At 57.3% G+C, this 21,294-nt stretch carries 15 protein-coding genes; 9 read left to right on the top strand and 6 right to left on the bottom strand.

All coding sequences use genetic code 11. The annotated features are described in order from the left end of the window. Position 1 precedes the first annotated feature (1 nt). The 3 genes from RBB82_RS13435 to RBB82_RS13425 are packed head-to-tail and all read left to right on the top strand — an operon-like array spanning position 2 to position 2,375. A complete protein-coding gene (locus tag RBB82_RS13435) occupies positions 2-409 on the top strand; it encodes a hypothetical protein (protein ID WP_433971078.1) in 408 nt (135 codons plus the stop codon). After that, positions 409-1,092 (top strand): C39 family peptidase, encoded by a 684-nt coding sequence (locus RBB82_RS13430; protein WP_433971077.1) that lies wholly within the window; start codon positions 409-411, stop codon positions 1,090-1,092. Before RBB82_RS13435 ends, RBB82_RS13430 begins: the two co-directional genes overlap by 1 nt. A 17-nt stretch (positions 1,093-1,109) precedes the next feature. Beyond that, a complete protein-coding gene (locus tag RBB82_RS13425; RefSeq protein WP_433971076.1) occupies positions 1,110-2,375 on the top strand; it encodes a transporter in 1,266 nt (421 codons plus the stop codon). A 26-nt stretch (positions 2,376-2,401) separates the two neighbouring features. On the opposite strand, the gene RBB82_RS13420 is transcribed toward RBB82_RS13425, so the two are convergent. Further along, on the bottom strand, positions 2,402-2,767 hold the full coding sequence (locus RBB82_RS13420; RefSeq protein WP_433971075.1) for a hypothetical protein: 366 nt from the start codon (positions 2,765-2,767) through the stop codon (positions 2,402-2,404). Positions 2,768-3,001: 234 nt separating this feature from the next. On the opposite strand from RBB82_RS13420, the gene acpS reads away from it, so the two are divergent. Both acpS and RBB82_RS13410 read left to right on the top strand, forming a co-directional pair. Continuing rightward, positions 3,002-3,379, top strand: a complete 378-nt coding sequence (acpS, locus tag RBB82_RS13415) for a holo-ACP synthase (protein WP_433971074.1) — start codon at positions 3,002-3,004, stop codon at positions 3,377-3,379. Positions 3,380-3,597: 218 nt separating this feature from the next. Continuing rightward, entirely contained in the window at positions 3,598-4,683 is a 1,086-nt protein-coding gene (locus RBB82_RS13410; RefSeq protein WP_433971072.1) for an MlaD family protein, read from the top strand. A gap of 133 nt (positions 4,684-4,816) precedes the next feature. On the opposite strand, the gene pheS is transcribed toward RBB82_RS13410, so the two are convergent. The 3 genes from pheS to RBB82_RS13395 form a co-directional block, all read right to left on the bottom strand. After that, complete coding sequence (gene pheS / locus RBB82_RS13405; RefSeq protein ID WP_433971071.1) at positions 4,817-5,932, bottom strand: phenylalanine--tRNA ligase subunit alpha; 1,116 nt, start codon at positions 5,930-5,932, stop codon at positions 4,817-4,819. Between the two features lie 535 nt (positions 5,933-6,467). Continuing rightward, positions 6,468-7,721, bottom strand: a complete 1,254-nt coding sequence (locus RBB82_RS13400) for an NAD(P)-binding domain-containing protein (RefSeq protein WP_433971069.1) — start codon at positions 7,719-7,721, stop codon at positions 6,468-6,470. 168 nt (positions 7,722-7,889) lie between these two features. Continuing rightward, positions 7,890-9,380 carry a UbiA family prenyltransferase gene (locus RBB82_RS13395; protein ID WP_433971067.1) on the bottom strand — a complete coding sequence of 497 codons (1,491 nt, stop codon included), beginning with the start codon at positions 9,378-9,380 and terminating at the stop codon, positions 7,890-7,892. Between the two features lie 175 nt (positions 9,381-9,555). Between RBB82_RS13395 and RBB82_RS13390 the strand changes: the two genes are divergently transcribed. From RBB82_RS13390 to RBB82_RS13375, 4 genes are all read left to right on the top strand, one after another. Continuing rightward, on the top strand, positions 9,556-10,944 hold the full coding sequence (locus RBB82_RS13390; RefSeq protein WP_433971065.1) for an efflux RND transporter periplasmic adaptor subunit: 1,389 nt from the start codon (positions 9,556-9,558) through the stop codon (positions 10,942-10,944). After that, a complete protein-coding gene (locus tag RBB82_RS13385) occupies positions 10,941-14,099 on the top strand; it encodes a multidrug efflux RND transporter permease subunit (RefSeq protein ID WP_433971064.1) in 3,159 nt (1,052 codons plus the stop codon). Before RBB82_RS13390 ends, RBB82_RS13385 begins: the two co-directional genes overlap by 4 nt. 278 nt (positions 14,100-14,377) lie before the next feature. Further along, on the top strand, positions 14,378-17,689 hold the full coding sequence (locus RBB82_RS13380; RefSeq protein ID WP_433971062.1) for an efflux RND transporter permease subunit: 3,312 nt from the start codon (positions 14,378-14,380) through the stop codon (positions 17,687-17,689). Positions 17,690-17,738: 49 nt separating this feature from the next. Continuing rightward, a complete protein-coding gene (locus RBB82_RS13375; RefSeq protein WP_433971060.1) occupies positions 17,739-17,867 on the top strand; it encodes a hypothetical protein in 129 nt (42 codons plus the stop codon). A 61-nt stretch (positions 17,868-17,928) separates the two neighbouring features. Here the strand turns inward: RBB82_RS13375 and glgP are convergent, their stop codons facing one another. Then, a complete protein-coding gene (glgP, locus tag RBB82_RS13370; RefSeq protein ID WP_433971058.1) occupies positions 17,929-19,722 on the bottom strand; it encodes an alpha-glucan family phosphorylase in 1,794 nt (597 codons plus the stop codon). Positions 19,723-19,909: 187 nt separating this feature from the next. Then, positions 19,910-21,292 (bottom strand): pyridoxal phosphate-dependent decarboxylase family protein, encoded by a 1,383-nt coding sequence (locus tag RBB82_RS13365; protein ID WP_433971056.1) that lies wholly within the window; start codon positions 21,290-21,292, stop codon positions 19,910-19,912. Positions 21,293-21,294 lie beyond the last annotated feature (2 nt).

Here is a 21,294-nt window from a genome sequence, read left to right as displayed (position 1 = left end):
TATGAGTCGTCTTTTAGTGATTGCGAGTCTTGCATTGCTAACACAAGCAGGACTGGCCCAAAGCCCAACCAGGCATAAAGGCCAACCGCTGAACGATGCTGCCATGGATCGAATCACGGCAGCAGGCGTTTCAGCGAGTACGTCGAACGGGGTCGTGAACTTTCAGGGATCGACGCTGACTCCGAACGGGCTGGTTACGGGCGCGGGCACACTGTCTGTGCTGACGGGCCCACTAACCGGCACTAACCTGAGCACGCTCACGTTGAACGGTAACGCACAACAAAATCTGAGTTCGCTGGTCAACATCAACGCGGTGAATTCGAACATCAACGTACTGCTGAACCTGAACGTCAATATGAATTCGACGGTTGGGACGATTGTGCAGTCCAATTTGAACGGAAAACACTGATGAATTGGCTCAAGTCAATACTTGCTGTTGGATTAGTGAGTGTTGTTCTCTTCCCCGCCGCCCCCGCGCCCGCTCAGAACACCGCAGCGTCGTCGGGGGTGCGGGAGAGCAAAAACATTCGCAGCCTGAAAGAGATTCGTGACGAAGGCGTGGTGCGACAACGCTGGGACATGAGTTGTGGCGCGGCTGCATTGAGCACTCTATTGACCTACGACTTCAAAGACAACACGCCGGAGACGTCGATCGTGGTCTGGATTCTGCATCGCGTTGACGCAAATCGCGTACGCAGTCGTGGCGGCTTTTCACTTCTCGACCTAAAGCACTTCTCGGAGGCGCGCGGATACCATGCGGAGGCATTCAGCGGAATGTCAATTGAAGATCTTGCGCTGGAGAAGACTTCGGTCATCGTCCCGATTCGTGTGAAAGGCTTCGATCATTTTGTCGTTGTGAAAGGCATCTTCGCTGGGCATGTGATCTTGGCCGATCCAGGCTTCGGCAACATGACGATGCGGGTCGACCGGTTTGAGACGTTGTGGAAAAACGGCGTGGTGTTTGTTGTTCATCCACCGGACGAACGGATGATCGGAGAAAAAAATCTTTCGGTGGCGTCGCGGCTGGTGCCTGACGAGACAGTGATCACTCGCAAGATCGGGGTCACTGCGCCGAGCATGTTTTTATATTGAGGCGAAAGGCGGGCTCGATGTTGCGGCAGAGACTTCTACCAAATCTTCTGATTGTGTTGACTTGTGCTGGGTCTGTCGCAGCTCAGACAGCACCAACAACGAAGCCCGCACCAACTACTGGTACCACACAGGCGAAAGACCCGATCGACGTGAAGTTGCAGGAAGCTCTCCGCGAACGAGACGCCATTATCCGCAACCTTCTTGAACGAGTCAGCGAACTGGAATGGCGATTGAACGGTGGATTTACCAGTCCCGCCAAGGTCGACGAGAAGCCGGTTTTGACTGCAGCTTCCAGTAGCCGAGTAATTAATTCCGTGGTGTCAACGTCGACCTACGACAACACGGAGCGACAGGCGACCGAGGCGCTGGATCAAGCGCTAATCGTGCGTGGAGGCCTGCTGCTGCCTTCAGGGACGCTTGAGATCGACAATACGACTTCTTATTTGAGCGCATCTGCCGACCACGTTACGGTCGACGGATTCGCGTTGTTACCAGTGTTGGTTGTCGGCGATATTACCTCCGAGCGAGTGCGTGAGGACTACCTTCTGCCTGCGTTCACGGCAAGACTCGGGCTGCCGCACAAACTTCAGGGTGATTTCACAATCCCATATGGGTATGAGTTGATCCGAACCGTTGACGCGGAGAATGTCCAAACCTCTTCGAGCAGCTTTGGACTGGGTGATATTTCATTCGGGCTTTCGCGGCAGCTTGTAACCGAGCATGGAAAGTGGCCCGACATGCTGGCCAATGTTCGGTTCAAGACAACGACCGGAAAAGATCCTTACAACCTAGCGAGCAGTCAGATCGCGCTGGGGACAGGATTTCCGGGGCTTCAAGGGAATCTAACGATGGCGAAGTCGAGCGACCCGGTAGTGTTCTTCGGGAATCTCAACTACACGGCCAACCTAGCCGCGAGCCACACGATTCCTGCCAACGATCCAACGAATCCGCAAGCGACTATGGTTGGCCACTTCAACCCGGGGTCGTCTGTAGGCTTCCAGATCGGATCGATACTGGCGTTGAATCCGGAAACTTCGATGACGGTGAGCTGGGACCAACGGTTTACACGTTCAACCCAGTTGAACGGAGTCGACATTCCGGCGTCTTATCTCGTTGAGGGCACATTGAGGTTGGGTACAAGCTATCTGTATGCGCCAGGAAGAACGATCGACCTTAGCTTTGGTGTAGGCTTGACGCCGGATACGCCGAATCTGCAGTTCTCAGTGGGGCTGCCATTCCGGATGGGGCTATGGGGACCGAAGCCAAAGAAGCTGGAGCGGTGAGAGGCTCAACTTTTATCGAGAAAGAGTCAGGCGGGGTCTCCGGCAGTCAGAAAGAGAGATTGAAGAGTGGTGTCCTCGAGAAAGCTGATCTCTAGACGAATGGCAACGATCTGACCGAGGTCAGTTGGTGTTCTGAGATTCTTGCGGCAGGTGCAGAGATGGGTGAAGCCGAGATGGCCGGCACGGGTGAGCTCGAGACCTGAAGAGATGATGGAAGCGTAGAGATCGACTACAGCGCGAAGCTGAATTTCAAGACGAAACTCCATCGTGGTGGGCGTAAGTGTCTTGCGGTTGAGAATCCAGCCACCGCAGTCGGCGAAGGCGGATGTAAGCGCAGGCAGAAGGCCGTAGCGCTCTTCGTAACTAAAGCCCTGTATATCGAGCGATTGCATGGGGTAATAAGCCTCTGCGGCTGAGAGTGTAGTTTGCCGGTAGGTTGTTCATCGGAGGATGAGAGGCGAAGCGTGAGCCGATGGAGCGGTACCGTGGTCACGTGTCTCATAATAGGGAGAAAAGAATTGAAAATAAATGACTTGCATAATACAGATTTTATCCATGAAGGGGAGAGGAACAGATTTTTTTGTCGTTGGACCGAACAGATGTAAGAGGATAGTGGGGAGGTTTGTATGGTACTGGGGTTGGGAACAGATTTAATCGAGACAAAGCGGATTCAGGAGAGCATGGACCGATTTGGCGAACGCTTTCTTGAGCGGGTATTCACGGCGGGAGAGATTACCTATTGCCGCCGTAAAAAAAATGCAGCGGAGAGCTTTGCGGCACGATTTGCTGCAAAAGAGGCCGGGGCAAAAGCTCTTGGAACCGGGATCAGCCGTGGAGTGAACTGGAAAGAGCTGGAGGTGCGCCGGGAGGTCAGCGGGAAACCTACGCTGCACTTAAGCGGACGGGCGGCGGAGCTTGCTAAGGCGATGGGCATACGCAGGCTGCAATTGAGTCTCACTCACAGCAGGGAGTTGGCAATGGCTGTGGTTGTCGCGGAAGACTGAGCCATGGCATGGGAAGTTGAAACCATTGGAGCGGTTTAGGCATCCATTGAAGACAAAGCACTTTACCGCAATACGGCGCGCGATGAATTTCGTGATGGGGCGAGTTGGGAGGTAATGTATTCTCTCAATTACTGGCACCATGTTTTGTGTCGAGGATAGTAGACGGCGACAAGACGCCGCGTAGTGGATTTTTGTGCAACAAGGTCTAAAGGAGAGTTATGCCCAGCCAGCAGGAGGTCCGATGGTCACAGCTAAAGGTGGGCGTGATCGTACTGATTTCGACCATTATTCTGGTCACGCTACTGTTTTTGATGACCAGCTCGTCGGGGCTCGGAATTCTATCGCACAAGTTGACGGTGGTGACATATTTTGCAAACTCTGCTGGGTTGAAAACGGGAGCTGCCGTAAACCTGGAAGGTGTGACGATCGGCACGGTGAAGACAGTGACGATCGATAACTCGCCGGAGCGCAAACTCACGCCTGTAAAGGTGGTGATGAAGATGAACGAGAAGTTCGCCACTAATTTGAAGAAAGATTCTAAGGCTTCCCTGTCGACGGTCGGCGTACTGGGCGATACTGTGGTGGATATTAACAGTCAGTTTGCCGTGGGGCCGCCGCTACAGGATGGCGACGTGTTGAAGACGTTGGAGACGCCTAGCCTCACTGACGTTGTGAAGGCCAGCCAGGGAACGATCGAGAGCTTGAATGTCATTCTGGCGAAGGCGAATGTGATCGTCGACAACATTGAGTCTGGCAAAGGTACGATCGGTCAGTTGATCAACAGTCCCGAGCTTTCCATCAAGGTCAACAACGCGGTAGACGAACTGCTGAAACTGGAAAAGAATCTGAACGCGGGACACGGCTCGGTCGGCAAATTGTTGACCGACGATTCGCTGTATAACAACCTGAACGATACCGTTGCCAAGTTGCAGAACATCGCCAACGGACTGGACAAAGGCCACGGATCGGCAGGCATGCTGCTGAAGGATGATTCGCTTTACAAGAATCTGAATTCTAGCCTTGCGCACGCGAATTCAATATTGGCTGACGCGGATGCAGGCAAAGGGGGTATCGGGTTGATGCTTAAAGATCCTAAGTTTCGACAGGACCTAAGCAATACGCTGGCCCAAATCAATACGCTCGTCTCTGGTGTGAACGAAGGACGGGGCACGCTGGGTAAACTCGTGACCGACGATGCAGCTTACACAAATGTGAATAAACTTCTGGTTAGTAGCAACGAACTGGTTGCCGCAATCCGGACCGATCCGAAGAAATATCTCACGATTCATCTGAAGATTTTCTAGGATCTAGGCAGGTACGACGCCATAAATGCTGACTTGGTGTCTCAGGGAAGACCCTGCCTGGAAGAGCGCCTTTCGGACACGATTTTGGATCTTGAGGCGAGACACATCTGCGCGGTCGCGGTGACTTGGTACGTTATGCGAATTGGTCGAGAAAGCGCATGTCGCCGGAGTAGAAGTGACCGATATCGGAGACGCCGTGCAGCATCATGGCGATGCGCTCAACGCCCATACCGAAGGCAAAGCCGGTAATCTTTTCGGGGTTGTAGGCGTCGTCTGCAGGGTTTATTTTTCGGCGCTCCGCTGTTACCGCCGCGAAGACGGCGGGATCCACCATGCCGCAGCCGAGGAGTTCGATCCAGCCAGAGTGTTTGCACTTGCGGCAGCCTTTGCCGCCGCAGAAGATGCAGGAGATCTGGACGTCGGCACTGGGTTCGGTAAAGGGGAAGAACGATGGGAAGAAACGGGTTTTGACGTCGGAGCCGAAGAGGGCCTTCATGGCGTGGTCCAAGGTTCCCTTTAGGTCAGAGAAGGTTATGTTGGTATCGACGCAGAGGCCTTCGATCTGGTGGAAGATGGGGGAGTGGGTGGCGTCGGCGGCGTCGTTGCGGTGAACCTTTCCGGGGATGACGATGCGGATGGGTGGGACCTGGGCGATCATGGTGCGAATCTGCACGGGGCTGGTGTGGGTGCGCATGAGGAGGCGGTCGCGTGATGGGCGGGTTTGTTGGTTCGCGATGACGAGAGTGTCCTGCGTGTCGCGGGCGGGGTGATTGGGGGGAAAGTTGAGGGCTTCGAAGTTGTAGAAGTCGGACTCGACCTGGGGACCGAGATTGGTGCTGTAGCCGAGATGGTGGAAGACGGAGACGATCTCGTGCATAGTCTTCAAGAGCGGATGGGGGATGCCGGGGGTGCGGAGGGCGCCGGGGAGGGTGATGTCGATTCCCTGCACTGCTGATTCTTGTGAGGCGGTGGTTGGGGCTTCGAGCACGGCTTCGATCTTCTGTTTGAGCTGGTTGAAACGGATGCCAAGGGCCTTCTTCGCTTCGGGCGGGGCCGATTTGAGCCAGGCTTCGCTGATGAGCTTGAGGCGGCCTTGCTTTCGACCGAGCCAGTCGAGACGGAAGCGCTCTCGATCCTCGTACGAGTTGAGGAAGGTGACATCTACCTGCACCTGATTTGTAAGCCTCGTGAATTCGGTGTCGAGGGCCGCGTCGTCATAGGTCAGGAGCTGGGGGATCGAGTCGTCCATTCGTTCGTAAGGGTCCATGTTAGGGATTGGTACCGCAGAGTCTGTAAATAAAGCGCAAGGTAAACATTGCCCCGTGTATGTTATTTCGAACACGGGAGGACGGTATCTATCAAAAGATAGCTCATCTTGGACGCGTCAGGTACCCCCCTCCCCTGCCTCGGGTATCTTGCGCGGAAGTACATTGGAATGAACAGTTTACGGTGGTACCGCATCTGTAAAATACTCTATTTGAACGACTTGCGCCTAAAATACTTATTTTGTTGCAGTTGCACGCCCCTACGGAGGAGTCAGGATTAGTTGCGTTCAACTTACTTACTCGACTACTTCTATTTTACGCCATTGAGATGGGAGGATACGCCACGCCAAAAGCCTTGCTGGGAGCGGGTTTGAGCGGGTTTTGGGGTTGACAGGATTTTAGCGACTCCCGCGAGTATGTGGACGTAGCCTGCAAAATAGAAGCGACGAATAGACAGACAGCGTTCTGCCTTATGTGAGACCGACAGAGATGAGGCGGTATGTAACTTTGGAAGAAGAGTTATTGGGCGATAAGGTCTGCCTTTTGAGTAGTCGATGTGCCCAGAGGAGACCTTTGAGCAGTGGCGGCCAAGTGCTGGGCGATGCGGTTGGAGGTGTACTGTGCCCCGAAGGCAAAGCGGCAGAGAGGGCCGAAACTGGTGGCTGAGGCGAGGCCGACGACGTAGAGGCCAGGGATGGAGGATTCGAAGTTGGTCGAGAGGACGGGGGCATCGTTAAGTTGGGTCATCTGGCTGCGTAGGTTGGAGTCGATGAAATTGAGCCGTTCGAGCTTCACTTTGTAGCCGGTGGCGGCGATGATGTGATCGACGATGAGTTCTTTTGCGGTGCCGTCGCTCTGTTTGAGGTGGAGTTTGAGGCGTTTGTCTGCGATGCTGACCTGATTTGTGTCAGTGCTGAGGTGGATGGTGACGCGGTCGACGACCTTGTCCTTCGCAAACCAGCCGGGAGCCGGTCCGTTGATGGTTTCGAGGAACCGAATGCGGAGTTTGGCTGGTAGAGCGTGGAAGACCAAGGGAAAGTCGGAACAGAGACGCGAACGCCACCCTTGACCGAGTCCAGAGCGTGGTTTGAGGACACGCTCCGAGAAGGGGCGAGGCTCGACGCCGGGTGGCTCGTGAAAGTGAACGGTATCGCCGCGGGCGATGAGGTGGGTCTGGGCACCCGCGTCGTGGAGGAGACCGGCGATATCGGCGGCAGAGGCTCCGGCACCGATGACAGCGACGGTACGGCCTTTGAATTGGTCGACGTGGGTGTGCTGGGAGCTGTGGCTGACAAGCTCTTCCGGCAGGTCTGCGAAGATGGGCGGGACATGACCGAAGTGAGTAATGCCGACAGCCACGACGACACGGCGCGCGAGGACGGTCTCCCCGGTTTGCGTGGTGAGGGCGAAGCCTTCGGGGGAACGGCGCAGCGAGGTGATGTCGGTCTCTTCGAGGTTGGGGACGAAGCGGCGCTGAAACTCCATGCCGTATGCGATGAAGTTCTCAATGGCAACCGGGGTTACGACCTCGTCGTAGTGGATGCCGCGCTCCTGACAGTAGTGAGCGAAGGTGAAGGTGGAGCCGGGATCATAGAGGCAGGAGGCAAAGCCGAAGGATTTGAGGAAGGTTCCAGCGGCCATGTGATGGCGCCAACTGGACATGGGAGTTCCGAAGATGCGAAAGGCTACCTTACGAGCGCTTAGGTGGGCCGCGATGGAGAGTCCGTAGGGACCAGCTCCAATTATGACAACATCAATTGCTTCCCCTGGCATGTACCCTCTGGAATATTGAGATTTTAATGTCTACGCAACGGAATTCCAGTTAGATCTTTCGTCGTTCGATACAAAAGTAGTTCGGTAACTCTATTATTGACAGAATTTAGCGAAGATCCAGAAAAACTTTCGAGCTATTGATACGAAAGAGCTTTGCGACCCCGAATCCTAAAGAGCTGACAGGACTATAGCGATGACCACGGCACCGAGGAGAAGGCTGCGGCGGTCGGTGATGGCATAGACGACGGGGTCTTCGTTGAGTTCGCCGCGGGAGGCCGTAAGCCAGAGACGGCTGATCCAGAGAAGAAGCACGGGAACGAGGAGCCAGAGGCGGTTGGTGTGCTGGTAAAGCTGGGCTGCGTCGAGGTTTGAGATGTAAAGGGTGAGAACGATAACCGAGGCGTAGCCGCTGGCTGAGCCAAAGCTTCGGAGCTGCTCGATGTCGGCGACGTGGTAGCCGCGTCCACCGGCTGAGGAGCCGCCGCGCTCGCGTAGATTTTCCAGCTCGGCGAAGCGTTTGACGAAGGCCAGGGAGAGGAAGAAGAAGATGCTGAAGCCGGCGAGCCATGTGGAGACGGCGACTCCGGTAGCGGCTGAACCGGCGAGTATACGGATGGTGTAGAGGCCGGAGAGGACGATGACGTCGACCAGAACGGCGCGTTTTAGGCGGAGCGAGTAGGCGAGAGTGGTGACGAAATAGATGCCAAGCCAGAGAAGGAACTTGTGCGGAAAGAGGAGGCTGGATGAGGGAGAGATTGCGGCGATGACATAGGGAACAAGGAGGGCCAGCGACAAGGATGCTAGTAGGAAGGCAGCGACAACGACGATTCCGGAGAGGGCGGAGAGGTCCCCCGAGGCAAAGGGGCGGCGGCGTTTACTGGGGTGCTGGCGATCGGCTTCGAGGTCGAGAAGGTCGTTGACGATGTAGGTTGCGGAGGCGCAGAGGCCGAAGCTGAGGAAGGCTACGGCCGATCCAAAGATGAGGCCAGGAGCTCGGAGATGAGCCAGAAGCAGGGGGAGAAAGATGAGGACGTTTTTCGCCCATTGGTGGAGGCGGATGGCCTTGAGCCAGGCTTTGAGGGGGGAGGATGTCTCGTTGAAGGTGTGGACCGGGGCGATGCGAGCCTTGCGGAGAGCGGCGCGGAGGCCCGGGGTGGGATTGGCCACCATGGGCTCCTTGCAGTTCTGGAGGAGCGTGAGGTCAGGGCTTGCGTTGCCGATGTAGGAAAAGTTGTCGCCGAACTGGGAGCGGAAGGCGGCGAGTTTGTTTTTGCCGGCGAGGTTGAGTTTGCCGTCGGAGGCGAGGACGCCCGTGAAGAGGCCAAGGTGGTCAGCGATGCGGTGGGCGGTGTCGGCGTCGGCGGCGGTGGCGAGGTAGATGGGGCGGCCGATAGCGTGCTGGTGCTCAAGATACTGAAGGAGTTCGCGGTTGTAGGGGAGGTGGGCGACGTCCAGCTTTACGGTGTTGGCGAGGTGGCGTTTGAGGGCGGCTTTGCCCTGGAGGAGCCAGCCGGGGAGGTTCAGGAGGGCGGACGGGCGGTGGCGGGCGACAGCGAGTGCTGAGTCATGAAGGGTGTCCGACTTGACGAGGGTGCCGTCGAGGTCGACGCAGAGCACCGGCAGTGTGGAGTTGTCGAGTGCGGGGGCCGTGGGAGGCAAAAGCGTCCTTTCTTACGTCTAAACCTTTACAGGTACAAAAAAGCGTTGGTTTTAACCGTCATGACGACGACGAGGCTGCTTAGGCGACCAAGGTCATTATCATTTATTCTTGAGTATCTGACACAGTAATCAGATTTAACGAAAACTGAATTCCGAAAAGAGCAGAGACACCTCCATGTTGTCAGCGCAGACGAGTGAAAAAGAGCCACACGATGACGTTCGGGCCGTTGAACCGAGGATGAATCTGCGCCCGACCGAACCAGCTCCGACCGAGCCGAAGGGTTCGGGGGCTCGGAAGTGGATCGTCGCGCTCATCATTGTGGGGGTGGTGGGGGCTGCTGTCTGGAAGATTCGCAGCAACGGGAAAGAGCAGGACAACGTCCAGATGATCATGGCTGCGCAGGCGGATCGTCCGACGCCGGTGCAGGTGTCGTCGGTGCAGCAGAAGACGATGCCGATCTTTTTGACGGCGCTTGGTACGGTGACGGCTTACAACACGGTGACGATCAAGTCGCGGGTGGATGGGCAGTTGATGCAGGTGCCTGTACGTGAGGGCCAGGCAGTGCGTCAAGGACAGATGCTTGCGGAGATTGATCCGAAGCCCTATCAGGCGGCGCTGGAGCAGGCACAGGGGCAGCTTGTGAAAGATCAGGCGAACGCTGTGAATGCGCGGGCAGAGGCTGCTCGGTATACAGCTCTGTTGCAGGCGGGAGTGACGTCGAAGGAGAGCCAGCAGGCGCAGATTTCGACGGCGGGACAGGCGGAGGGGTCGGTGGCCGCGGACCAGGCAGCGATTGAAGCGGCGAAGGTGAACCTGGGCTATACGAAGATTCTGTCGCCGATCAATGGGGTGGTTGGGTTGCGGCAGGTTGATCCTGGCAATATTGTTCATGCTTCGGACACAAATGGTTTGCTGGTGGTTACACAGCTTCAACCGATTGCTGTGATCTTTACGTTGCCCGAAGATCAGCTGCCACAGGTTTTGAAGCGGACGCGTGCTGGGGACAAGCTGGTGGTAGAAGCGTATGACCGCGCGGGTGCGACACATCTGGCGAGTGGAAGCTTGCTGACCATCGATAACCAGATCGATACGACGACTGGAACGGTGAAGGCGAAGGCGGTGTTTGAGAATCAGGATGGAGCGCTGTTTCCAAATCAGTTTGTGAATGTTCGTCTCATCTTGCAGGAGAAGCCGAATGCAATAGTAATTCCCGCTTCGGCGCTGCAGACGGGGACGCAGGGGAGCTTTATTTATCTGTTGAAGCAGGGGCAGCCGCCGGCGGATCTGGTGGAGAAGAAGAAGACAGATGGGCCGCCGACGATTGAGCTGCCGCAGAACCAGACGAACTTTTACGTTCAAGCGCAGACGGTGAACGTGGAGCTGACCGAGGGGACGCAGGTGATCCTGAGCGGCGGCGTGAAGCCAGGCGACCAGATTGTGGTGGACGGGCAGGAGAAGCTGAAGAACGGAAGCAAGGTGTTTCCGCGGACGGCTCCGGCGAAGGCTGCGGATGGGACGAAGGCGGAGTTGGGTACGACTGAAGCTGCGGGGCAGCCCTCGTGAGTCCATCGAAGCCATTTATTCTTCGACCGGTGGCCACCTCGCTTCTGATGGTGGCCATTTTGCTTGCCGGGTTCGTCGCTTATCAACAACTGCCGGTGTCGGCGCTGCCGCAGGTGGACTATCCGACGATTCAGGTGCAGACGTTTTATCCAGGGGCGAGTCCGGAGGTGATGGCATCTTCGGTAACGGCACCGCTGGAGCGGCAGTTTGGACAGATACCGGGGCTGAGCCAGATGACGTCTTCGAGCTCGGGCGGTGGCAGCGTGATTACGCTGCAGTTTTCGCTGTCGGAGTCGATCGATATTGCGCAACAGGACGTGCAGGCGGCGATTAATGCGGCGTTCAGCTATCTGCCGAAGGATCTGCCGAACCCTCCGGTGTACAGCAAGGTGAATCCGGCAGATGCGCCGATCATGACGCTGGCGCTGACGAGCGATACGCTGCCGCTTGCGAAGGTAGAAGACCTGGCGGATACGGTGATCGCGCAGAAGATCTCACAGCTCTCGGGCGTGGGGTTGGTGTCAATCAATGGTGGGCAGAAGCCAGCGGTGCGGATTCAGGCGAACCCGACGGCGCTCGCGAACTATGGGTTGAGTCTGGAAGATATTCGCGCCGCGGTGGGGACGACAAATGTCGACCAGGCTAAGGGAAATCTGAACGGGCCGAGCCAGTCATACACGATTGGCGCGAACGACCAGCTGCCCTCGAGCGCGGCTTATAACAATGTGATTGTCGCTTACCGCAATGGGTCTCCGGTGCGGTTGTCGGATGTGGCGAACGCGGTGGATAGCGCGGAGAATCTGTACCAGGCGGCGTGGATGGGGACCGCGGCGCAGGCCCCGGTTCATGGGCAGCAGGCGCGCGAGGCGGTGTTGAAGCCTGCGGTGATTGTGAACATCCAGCGACAGCCGGGGGCGAACATCATCGGCGTGGTGGATGAGGTGCAGAAGATTCTGCCGCAGCTGCGGTCGTCGATGCCTGCGACGGTGACGCTGCAGGTGCTGACAGACCGGACGAATACGATTCGTGCGTCGGTGAAGGACGTGCAGTTTTCGCTCGTGCTGACCATTGGCTTGGTCGTCATGGTGATCTTCCTGTTTCTGCGGTCGATCGCGGCGACGATTATTCCTTCGGTGGCGGTGCCGCTCTCGATTGTGGGGACGTTTGGTGTGATGTACCTGTTGGGGTACAGCTTGAACAACCTGTCGCTGATGGCGTTGACCATCTCGACCGGGTTTGTAGTGGATGACGCGATCGTGATGATCGAGAATATCTCGCGCTATCTCGAGCAGGGCGATTCGCCGCTGGAGGCAGCGCTGAAGGGCTCGGAGCAGATTGGGTTCACAATCGTTTCTCTGACGGTCAGCTTGATTGCGGTGTTGATTCCGCTGCTGTTCATGGGCGACATCGTCGGGCGGTTGTTCCGTGAGTTTGCTGTAACCCTGGCGGTTACAATTCTCGTCTCGGCATTGGTGTCGCTGACGTTGACGCCGATGATGTCCGCGAAGCTGTTGAAGCATACACCAGAGAGTGAGCAGAACACGTTCTACAAGAAGAGCGAAGAGTTCTTTGAGTACGTGATTGCGAAGTATGGGGTGGGCGTGCGGTTCGTGCTGCGGCACCAGACGATCACGCTGTTGGTGACGCTTGCTACGTTTGCGCTGACGGTTTATCTGTTTCTGATTGTGCCGAAGGGGTTCTTCCCGGTGCAGGACACGGGTGTGCTACTGGGGATTACCGAGGCTCCGCAGACGGTCAGCTTTAGCGCGATGAGTTCGCGGCAGCAGGCGCTCGCGCGGATTATTTTGCAAGATAAGGATGTTGAGAGCGTGTCGTCGTTCATCGGGATCGATGGTACGAACTCGACTTTGAACAGTGGACGCATCCAGATCAATTTGAAGGATCGAGAGCTGCGGAAGTCTTCGGCGCTCGAGGTGATTGAGAGGCTGGAGCCGAAGGTTGCGACGGTAGATGGGATTCAGTGCTTTCTGCAACCGCTGCAGGACCTGACCGTAGAAGACCGCGTGAGCCGCACGCAGTATCAGTACTCGCTCGAAGATGCGAACACGGAAGAGCTGTCGATGTGGACCGACAAGATGGTCGCCAAGCTGAAGCAGATTCCGATTTTGAGCGATGTGGCGAGCGATGAGCAGCGGAGCGGGCTCGAGGCCAGTCTGGTGATCGATCGCGATACCGCGTCACGACTGGGGATTACGCCGCAGAACATTGACGATACGCTGGATGATGCATTTGCGCAGAGGCAGGTGTCGACGATCTTTACGCAGCAGAATCAGTACCACGTGGTGCTGGAGGTGGCACCGAAGTTTCAGCGGAATCCTGCGTCACTCGACAATATTTATGTGAAGAGTTCGAACGGGACGCAGGTGCCGTTGTCTACGTTCACGCACTTTGAAGAGAAGCAGACGTCGCTGGTGATTAACCACCAGGGTCAGTTCCCTGCTGTGACGATCTCGTTCAATCTGGCGCCTGGTAAGTCGATCGGCGATGCGGTGGATGCGGTGAATAAGGCGAAGGCGGAGCTGAATATGCCTCCCAGCGTGAAGGGCGAGTTTCAGGGATCGGCGAAGGCGTTTGAGGCTTCGATTGCGAATGAGCCGTTGCTGATTCTGGCGGCGCTGATTGTGGTCTATATCGTGCTGGGTGTTTTGTACGAGAGCTATATTCACCCGATTACGATTCTGTCGACGCTACCTTCTGCGGGTGTAGGCGCGATTCTGGCGCTGCTGCTGTTCCATGTGGATTTGAGCGTGATTGCGCTGATCGGAATTATTTTGCTGATCGGGATTGTGAAGAAGAATGCAATTATGATGATCGACTTTGCGCTGGAGGCTGAGCGCGAGCAGGGGATGACGCCGACGGAGGCGATCTATCAGGCTTGTCTGCTGCGTTTTCGGCCGATCATGATGACGACGATGGCGGCGCTGCTGGGCGGTTTGCCGTTGGCGCTGGGGACGGGTACGGGGAGTGAGTTGCGACGGCCGCTGGGGATCACGATCGTTGGCGGGTTAATTGTGTCGCAGGTTTTGACGCTGTTTACGACGCCGGTCGTGTATTTGTTCTTCGATCGGATTGCGAGCAGATCGCGGCGGTCAAAAGATGTAGAGTTGCACGCGCATGCGGTGTCAGCGGATTGATTGTGGCTGGTGAATTTTGTAATGCGGTTTAGTCATGTTCGCTGGGATAGGAAGACGTACCCAGGGGCTAAAACCCGGACTTATTGACGCGGTAGAGTCCAAGGCTAAAGCCTTGGCTTACCTAGAACCAAAACGGAAGCAGAGCTGCAGTAAGAAACAGAAGCAAAACTACAGCAGGTGCAGAACAAGGCTAGGTCCACAACGGAAGTAAAGCTACATCAGGGCGGAAGCAAAGGCTACAGGTTAGAAGAGAAGCACGAACGATCGAGTAGAGGATTATGCATTTTTCAGCACCATTTATTCGGCGGCCGGTAGCGACATTCTTGTTGTCGATAGCGGTGATTCTGGCGGGTGCAGTGGCTTATACGCTGCTACCGGTGGCCAGCTTGCCGCAGGTGGAGTTTCCGGTGATCTCGGTGGGGGCGAGTTTGCCGGGAGCCGATCCGGAGACGATGGCTTCGTCGGTGGCGACGCCGCTGGAGCGGCAGTTTGCGAAGATTGCGGGCATCAATGAGATGACCTCGTACTCTTCGACGGGTACGGTTGGGATCACGCTGCAGTTTGATCTGACCAGAGATGTAAATGGCGCGGCGCGAGATGTGCAGGCGGCGATTAACGCCGCGAGGAGTCAGTTGCCGGCGAATCTGCCGAGCAATCCGGGGTATTACAAGGTGAACCCGGCTGACTCGCCGATCATGATCATCGCGCTGACTTCGGACACGATGAATATTCCGCAGCTGTACGACGCCTGCGACAGTATTCTGGCGCAGAAGATTGCGCAGATTCCGGGAGTGGGGCAGACGTTTTGCGGTGGGAGCGCGAAGCCGTCGGTGCGGATTGAGGCGAATCCGATGCAACTGGCGCACTACGGTGTTGGCCTTGAGGCGTTGCGGGCGGCGATTGGCACGGTCAACGTGAACCAGCCGAAGGGGTATCTACAGGATGACAGCAGACGGTGGAGCGTCAGTGCGACGGACCAGTTGTTTGGTGCGGATGCGTATGCTCCGTTGATTGTTGCGACGGATCGTGGACCGGTGAGTGCGGCGGCGGCAAGTTCAGGCTTGCCGGCTTCGGTAGCGAGCGCGTTGACGGCAAATGCGAACACTGGCTCGACGGCGAATGGGACGACGAATGCCGGCGGTAATGTTGCTTCGGCTGCTGTTGCTCCGGTTGCTGCCACGTCTACGGGGTTAGCTGCAGGGCCGAACACGGCTCATGGTGTGGTGCGAGTTCAGGATGTGGCTGATGTCGTCAACGGCGTTGAGGATGTCCATTCTACCGGCGTGTTCAACGGCAAGCCGGCGATTCTGGTGATTGTGTTCAAGACCTCGACCGCGAACGTGATCGAGACAGTGGACAATGTAAAAAAGATGCTGCCAATGCTGCAGGCGTCGATACCACCCGCGATTCAAGTGCATGTTGCGATGGACCGGACGACGACGATTCGCGCGTCGGTGAAGGATGTGACGCGGACGCTGGTGATCTCGATTCTGCTCGTGATCCTGGTGGTGTTTTTGTTCCTGCGAGAGGTGCGGTCGACGCTGATTCCGACGGTGGCTGTGCCGTTGAGCCTGTTGGGTACGTTTTGTGTGATGTACCTGCTGGGATATACGCTCGATAACTTATCGCTGATGGCTTTGACGATCTCGACGGGGTTTGTGGTCGATGATGCGATTGTGGTGATTGAGAACATCAGCCGGCATCTTGAGGCTGGGATGTCGCCGTATAAGGCGGCGATGGTCGGGTCGAAGGAGATTGGATTCACGGTGGTATCGATGAGCACGTCGCTGATTGCGGTGTTCATTCCGATTCTGTTGATGGGTGGGATTGTCGGCAGGCTGTTTCGTGAGTTTGCGGTGACGCTGTCGGTGGCGATTTTGGTGTCGCTGGTGGTGTCGCTGACGACGACGCCGATGTTGAGCGCGAAGTTTCTGGAGCCGCATGGCACGCGGAAGCATGGGTGGTTTTATCGCTCGGGCGAGCGCGTATTGGCTTGGATGGCGGCGGAGTATGAGCTGGGGCTGCGATGGGTATTGAAGCATCAGAAGCTGGTGCTGACGATTACGGTGCTGACGTTTGTGCTGAACGTCTATCTGTACATCCTGGTGCCGAAGGGTTTCTTCCCGGAGCAGGATGCCGGGCGCATCGGCGGACAGGTACAAGGGCAGCAGGATGTCTCGTTTCCGCAGATGAAGAAGAATGTGTTGGCGCTAGCGGCGATTGCAGGGCAGGACCCGGGGGTTGAGGATGTCACGGCGTTTGCGGGCGGTCGCGGCAACTCGAATGGTGGTTTCATGTTCATGTCGCTGAAGCCGGATGCGGAGCGACAGAAGACCGGGGACACGGCGCAGGTGATCGTTAACCGTCTGCGGCCTAAGGTCAGCAGTTTGCCGGGCGTGATTATGTATCTGCAGGCGTTTCAGGATCTGCGGATTGGTGGGCGTAATTCGGCGACGGAGTATCAGTACACTCTGACGGCGGATGACCTGAAGGAGCTGAATGAGTGGGGTCCGAAGCTGGAAGCTGCGATGGATAAGCTGCAGCAGATCAAGGACGTCGCGACGGATCAACAACAGTCGGGGTTGCGGGGACAGTTGGTGATTGATCGCGCGACCGCAAGCCGGCTGGGGGTTTCGCCGCTGACGATCGATTCGACGTTGTCGGATGCGTTTGCGCAGACACAGGTTTCGACGACGTACATGCCGCTGAACCAGTATCACGTGGTGCTGGAGGTTGCGCCGCAGTTCCAGGAAGACCCAAGTGCGTTGCGGAATATTTATGTGAAGAGCACGACTGGCGCGATGGTTCCGCTGTCAGCGGTGACGCACTTTGAGACGCAGCGGATTCCGCTCGCGGTGAATCACCAGGCACAGTCTCCGGCGACGACGCTTTCGTTCAATCTGGCGCCGGGAGCTTCACTGAGTGAGGCGACGCAGGCGATTCAACAGGCTCGGGTGGAAATTGGGATGCCGTCTGCGATTCATGGCGGGTTCGCGGGATCGGCGCAGGCTTTCAAAGACTCGCTGAAGAGTGAGCCGTGGCTGATTTTACTCGCGCTGATCGCTGTTTATATCGTCCTGGGGATCCTGTATGAGAGCTTTATTCATCCGCTGACGATTCTGTCGACTCTGCCTTCGGCGGGTGTGGGTGCGATTGTGGCGCTGCTGCTGTTCAAGGTGGATCTGAGCGTGATCGCGATGATTGGGATCATTCTGCTGATCGGGATCGTGAAGAAGAACGCGATCATGATGATCGATTTCGCGCTGGTGGCAGAGCGGCAACATGGGAAGACGCCGCAGGAGGCGATCTTTGAGGCTTGCATGCTGCGGTTTCGGCCGATCATGATGACGACGATGGCCGCACTGCTGGGTGGTTTGCCGCTGGCGCTGGGCCGGGGTACAGGGAGCGAGATGCGACGGCCGCTGGGGATCACGATTGTGGGTGGGTTGATCGTGTCGCAGGCGTTGACGCTGTTTACTACGCCGGTGGTTTATCTGTTCTTTGATCGGGTGAGGGCCAGGTTTGCGCGGATGAGGCTGCAGAGGCGGCGAACGGGGCGGGGTGTGGCGCAGGTTGTGGCTGGGGATTAGGGTTGGAAGTCTTTAAACGCATCAGCAGATTCCTCCGCTGCGCTGCGGAATGACAACAAAAAAAACGGGCAACGACAACTGCAACGGCAACAACAACAACAACTGCAGCGGCAACAACTGCAACAACAACAACAACAACAACCGCAACAGCAGCGGCGAGAACAACTGCAACGGTTGAAAAGAGAACAGGCAACGGCTGTGATGATTGCCGTTGCCTGAGATGTTGTTTGCGGGTTCGGTTAGGCCAGAGCCGGCTCTGCGACCAGTTCCTTCGAACGGCGGCGCTTGAGTGGGGTCGGGATTGCCGTTGAGAGTGCGGCCTGGGGGAAGTATGAGTTTTCGAAGTATTGGGCCAGCATGCGGTGGGTGTTGAAGAAGCTGCCGTTGATGGCAATACAGTGCTGCTGCATGCGCGACCAGGCTCCGGGGTTGGCATACATGGGAGCGATGGACTTTTCGAGCTTTTCGTAGAGGCTGGTTGCTTCAGCGGCTTCGTTTTCACCGTCTTCGATGGCCCAGCCGGTCACGTTCTCGGCGCAGCCTTCGATCCACCAGCCGTCGAGGATGGAGAGTGAGGGGACGCCGTTGAGGGCGGCCTTCATGCCAGAGGTGCCGGAGGCCTCGTAGGGTCGGCGGGGCGTGTTGACCCAGACGTCGACGCCTTGAGTGAGAAGAGCGCCGAGCTCCCAGTCGTAGTTTTCGATGTAGTAGATCTTAAGGGCCGAGGAGTTTAGCTTGGCGGCGGAGGCGAAGACGTCGCGGATGAGGCCCTTGCCAGCGGTGTCGGCGGGATGAGCTTTGCCGGCGTAGAGGATCTGCAGGCCGCCGATCTTTTCGGCGATGGCGACGAGGCGGGCTGGGTCGTGTAGGAGGAGGCTGGCTCGCTTGTAGGTGGCGACGCGGCGGGCGAATCCCAGAGTGAGGACGTTGGGATTGAAGTGGTAGCCCGAGCGCTTGGCGATGGTGCTGAAGAGACGAAGTTTACCCTTGTTGTGGGCGGCGGCGATGCGGGCCGGGTCAATGCCGTAGACCGAACGGAGATATTGATTGTCCGTGCGCCAGTGGGGAACGTCCTCGTCGAGGAGCTCCTGGAGGTGTTTCGAGAGCCATGTCGCAGCATGCACTCCATTCGTGATTGAGTAGACCTTGTAGTCGGGAAACATCTGCTGGGAGACCTTGCCGTGCTGCATGGCGACGCCGTTGACAAAGCGCGAGAAGCGCAGGGCGATGTAGGTCATGTTCATGAGGCCGTTGTGGAGGCAGCCGAACTGGTCGATGGCGGCGCCGATGTCGTGGCCGAGGACCTGATACATCTGATCGACGCCGAACTGATCGTGGCCGGCCGGAACCGGGGTGTGGGTGGTGAAGACGCACTGCTGGCGGACGGCTTCGATGTCGGCTTCAGTTGCGTCTTTGAGGGGGGCGCCGGCGAGTTGCTCTTCCAGTAGCCCGATGGCCAGGAGGGCGGCGTGGCCCTCGTTCATGTGATAGACCTTGGGTCGACAGGCGAGGGCGTGGAGGAGAGCAACGCCGCCAAGACCGAGAACGGTCTCCTGACAAAGACGGTAGTAGGTGTCGCCGCCATAGAGGCTGTCGGTGAGCTTGCGATCCCAGGGGTCGTTGCCTTCGACGTCGGTGTCGAGCAGGAAGACGGGGATGACGTGGCCGAGGACGCCGACGACGTCGAAGCGCCAGGCGCGGACGAGAACCTGACGGCCCTGCAGGGTGAGGGCGATGATCTGGTTGGCGCTGGGGAGGGTGGTCTCGGGGGACCAGGGAACGTCTGCCTCGGTCTGTTGGCCGATGTCGGAGAGCTTCTGACGGAAGTAGCCGCGGCGATGGACGAGCGAGATCGCAACCATGGGGGCGGCGGTGTCGGCGGCAGAACGGAGGGTGTCGCCGGCGAGCATGCCCAGACCGCCGGAGTAAGTCGGCAGGGCTGGGGAGAGGGCGATCTCCATGGAGAAGTAAGCGATGGTGCGTGAGGAGAGATCGATTGTAGAAGGGGGGATGGGAGCGGAGGGAAGAGTCATGCGGTGGTTGATCCTTTTCTCATCCGATTTTCGATCTCGTCGGTGGTGGCATGAGGTTCTGCGATGGTGCTCATTATCTTATCGGCGGAGATTGCACCGCACGAGACCCATAAAGAGTGCATTAGGACGCCTAATTAGGGCTGATTCTACCAAACGCTTTTCTGGTTACTGATAGAACCTCGGTTACTCACGCTGGTTCTATGGAGGTATTGACTGTGGAGACCTTGACGGCGGCAGCGTAGAGGCGCTGCCATATGTGGTCTAACCAAAGGAGATGTTCGGGCTTCATGAGGACCGAACGCAGACAGGTGACTGTGGATTTCTGGTCACTTATTGCTAAATTTTCCCATTTATCTCGTGAAAAAAAACGGGTAGGAAGTTGCGCAAGAGCAAGATGGAGGTCATTTTTGGCGGTTTCATCAAAAATTGCTTCGGCCAGAGCCGAGGAGGCATCGGGGGTAGATGCGCTGGGGGTCCAAAAGACGATGTCGAGTTGGGGTGGGGCGGATGGGGTAACGAAGTGGGCGGATTTGGTAAGGCGCTCATAGAGATTAAGTGCAGCGTTGCGGCCTGATTCGAGTCCTTGTGCGAAGGCTCCTCCAGGAGTGTAGGGCAGGAGCTGCTGGGTCGCCCAAAGTGCCACGGCAGAGGCGCCTGCCCGGGAACACTCGAGGGAGATCTCGCCGAGGTGAAGGTCCTTGGAGGAGAAGTAGGTGTAAGGGGAGTCGTGTTTATAGAAACGGCCGACGGCTGGGTCGCGGAAGAGGATGCAGCCGCAGCCGTAGGGTTGGAGGCCGTGCTTGTGCGGATCGATGACGATGGAGTCGGCGTGAGGGATAGCGTCGAAGGCAGAGCGGGTTTTGGGTGAGAGGTTGGCGGCAAGAGTGAAGTAGCCGCCGTAGGCTGCGTCGACGTGAATGCGAAAGCTGAATTTCTTCCGGAGAGCGAGGATTTGGTCGAGGGGATCTACGGAACCGATGGCAGTCGTGCCAAGGGTGACGACGACGGTTCCTATGTTTTCTGTCGCCAGGAGATGCTCGAGGGCAGTGAGATCCATTCGGCCAGTGGCGTCGGATGGGACGGTGACGAAGGGCAGGCCGAGGACAGTTGATATGCGGCTGTGAGTGTAGTGGGCCTGGTCTGAGGCGGCGATGGCCTTTCCCGGCACGAGTTGGCCGGCAACCCAGAGGGCTTCGAGGTTGGCGAAGGTGCCCCCACTTGAGAGGTGGCCGAGATGCTGGGGCCAGTCGAACATCTTTGCGACAGCTGCTACGGCTTCGACTTCCATGGCAGAGCTGGCACGACCACCATCGAGGGCGTGGTTGTTGGGGTTGATCGACATGGCCAGCGAGTAGGCGGCGCGAGCGATGGGGTGGGGCGGCTTCAACATCTGGCCGGCGTAGAGAGGATGCGCGTAGGGGTAGTTGTCGTGGAGCCGCTCTGCCACTCGTTGGAGGATGGCCGAGGCGGCTTCCCCTAGTGAGGGAGCGGGGTTTGGAGGGAGATGGGAAAACCCTTCATCCAATGTGCGCTGCGATGCGGAGAGAAGTTTTAGAAATTCTTCGGACATAT

It is taken from the genome of Tunturiibacter lichenicola (assembly GCF_051013355.1).
Classification (GTDB): Bacteria; Acidobacteriota; Terriglobia; order Terriglobales; family Acidobacteriaceae; genus Edaphobacter; species Edaphobacter lichenicola_F.
The sequence above is the reverse complement of the archived record's forward strand: the minus strand, read 5'-3'. Positions and strand labels throughout refer to the sequence as shown.